At 69.3% G+C, this 2,034-nt stretch carries 4 protein-coding genes; 2 read left to right on the forward strand and 2 right to left on the reverse strand.

Annotated elements, in window-relative coordinates; translation table 11 throughout:
• The coding region (locus JCM9942_RS14640) for a YeeE/YedE family protein (RefSeq protein WP_054660560.1) at positions 1 to 283 on the forward strand (283 nt) is incomplete at its 5' end.
• Complete coding sequence (locus JCM9942_RS14645) at positions 280 to 702, forward strand: DUF6691 family protein (protein WP_054660562.1); 423 nt, start codon at positions 280 to 282, stop codon at positions 700 to 702. The genes JCM9942_RS14640 and JCM9942_RS14645, both read left to right, overlap by 4 nt.
• A 12-nt stretch (positions 703 to 714) precedes the next feature.
• Here the strand turns inward: JCM9942_RS14645 and JCM9942_RS14650 are convergent, their stop codons facing one another.
• Both JCM9942_RS14650 and JCM9942_RS14655 read right to left on the reverse strand, forming a co-directional pair.
• Complete coding sequence (locus JCM9942_RS14650; RefSeq protein ID WP_054660564.1) at positions 715 to 1,380, reverse strand: response regulator transcription factor; 666 nt, start codon at positions 1,378 to 1,380, stop codon at positions 715 to 717.
• A 14-nt stretch (positions 1,381 to 1,394) separates the two neighbouring features.
• Positions 1,395 to 1,940 carry an SDR family oxidoreductase gene (locus tag JCM9942_RS14655; RefSeq protein ID WP_256202396.1) on the reverse strand — a complete coding sequence of 182 codons (546 nt, stop codon included), beginning with the start codon at positions 1,938 to 1,940 and terminating at the stop codon, positions 1,395 to 1,397.
• Positions 1,941 to 2,034: the final 94 nt, after the last annotated feature.

A 2,034-nucleotide genomic window follows, 5' to 3' on the forward strand; every position in this document is an offset into this window, starting at 1 on the left:
CGAAACCGCCTGGCGGGTGCTGTTCCTGCTCGGGCTGATCGGTGCCGGTGCGGCGTGGCTGCTGCTGGTACCCGGGGCCTATACGCCACGGCAGGGCTTTCCGGTGTGGATGCTGGTCGTTGCCGGCCTGCTGGTCGGTTTTGGCACCCGCATGGGCAACGGCTGCACCAGCGGCCATGGCGTGTGCGGACTGGGGCGGCTGTCACCGCGTTCCTTCGCGGCGGTGCTGACCTTCATGGCCACCGCGATCGTCACCACTTTTGTTGTGAGGCATCTGGCATGAATTCCTCCCGCACCCTGTTCGCCGCGTTGCTGTCCGGCGCGCTGTTCGGTCTGGGCCTGGCGGTATCGGGCATGACCGATCCGCTGCGCATCCTGGGCTTTCTGGATATCGCCGGGGATTTCGATCCGGCGCTGCTGTTCGTGCTCGGCGGGGCGGTGACCACCACGCTGGTGCTGTTCCGCTTCGTGCTCAAGCGGCCGGCGCCGGTGTTTGCCGGCAGCTTCCAGCTGTCTTCGCTGCGCACCCTGGACCGTCCGCTGCTGCTGGGCGCGGCCCTGTTCGGCATCGGCTGGGGCTTGGCCGGCTATTGCCCGGGCCCGGCGCTGGTCGGCCTGGGCGTGGCCTCACCGGAGGCGTTGTGGTTCGTGCCGGCGATGCTGGTCGGCATGTTGCTGCACCGGCTGCTGCGCGGCAGCTGAGGGAGGAGCCGCTCAGGCCTCGATCTGGCGCGCCGGATCGCTCAGTTCCAGCTCGCGCAGCACCACGCTGGCCTGGGTGCGGTTGCGCACGCCCAGGCGCTCGAAGATCGCCGACAGATGCGCCTTGACCGTGCGTTCCTGCACCTCCAGGCGGTCGGCGATCTGCTTGTTGAGCAGGCCCTGCGCAACCAGCACCAGCACCCGGAACTGCTGCGGCGACAGGCTGGCCAAGCGCGCTGCCAGTTCGCTGTCGTGGCTGGAGGATTGCGCGCGCGACACCGCCGCGCGCAGCGAGGCCGGCAGCCACTGCTCGCAGGCCATCACGCAGCGGATGGCTTCGCGCAGTTCGTTCAGGCCCGAACTCTTGGGCAGGTAGCCGGCCGCGCCGTGATCGAGCGCGCGGCGCACCACGCGCGGATCGTCATTGGCCGAAACCACGATCACCGCCACTCCCGGATGCTGCGCGCGGATCGCCGCCAGCCCGGCCAGCCCGTGGTTGCCGGGCATGTGCAGGTCCAGCAGGATCAGGTCGGTTTCCGGTGCGGTATCGAGCGCGGCCAGCACCCCGTCCAGCGATTCGGCCTCGCGCACCTGCAAATCACTCATGGCTTCGCTGGCGGCCTGACGCAGTGCGGCGCGGAACAGCGGGTGGTCGTCGGCAATCAGCAGGGTCGGCATGGTCACGGTTCGGGTTACTGGGCGGTCCAGCCTCCGTCCATGGGCAGGGCGGCGGCGGTGACATTGTGGGCCTCGCGGCGGCAAAGCCAAACCACCATCGACGCGATGTCCTCGGGCAGGGACATGCGCAGGCTCGGCTGCTTCTCTTCCAGCAACGCACGCACGCCGTCCTCGCGGCTGCCACCGTTGCGGTGGGCCTGGATCTGCGGCTCGATCAGCGGCGTCTCCACCCAGCCCGGGCACACGCAGTTGACGGTGACGCCACCGCTGTCGCGGCTGCCGGCGCTGGCGTATTCCAGTGCGGCAACCTTGCTCAGGCCGACGATGCCGAATTTGCTGGCCACATACGGCGCCTTGTTCTTCGAGGCCACCAGCCCGTGCACCGAGGCGATGTTGACCACCCGGCCGTAGCCGCGTTCGGCCATGCCCGGCAGCGTCTGCTGCATGGTGTGGAAGGCGGCGCTGAGGTTGAGCGCGATGATGTCGTCCCACTTCTGCGCGGGCTGCTCGGCCAGCGGCGCGGCGTGCTGGATGCCGGCACAGTTCACCAGCACATCGATCGCGCCCCAGCCTGCACCGCGTCAAGCAGGGTGCCGATCTCATCGGCACGACGCAGGTCGGCGGCAAAATGCCGCGCCTCGCTGCCGGTGGCAG

Origin of the sequence: Stenotrophomonas pictorum JCM 9942, assembly GCF_001310775.1 — a bacterium.
Taxonomy (GTDB): domain Bacteria; phylum Pseudomonadota; class Gammaproteobacteria; order Xanthomonadales; family Xanthomonadaceae; genus Stenotrophomonas; species Stenotrophomonas pictorum.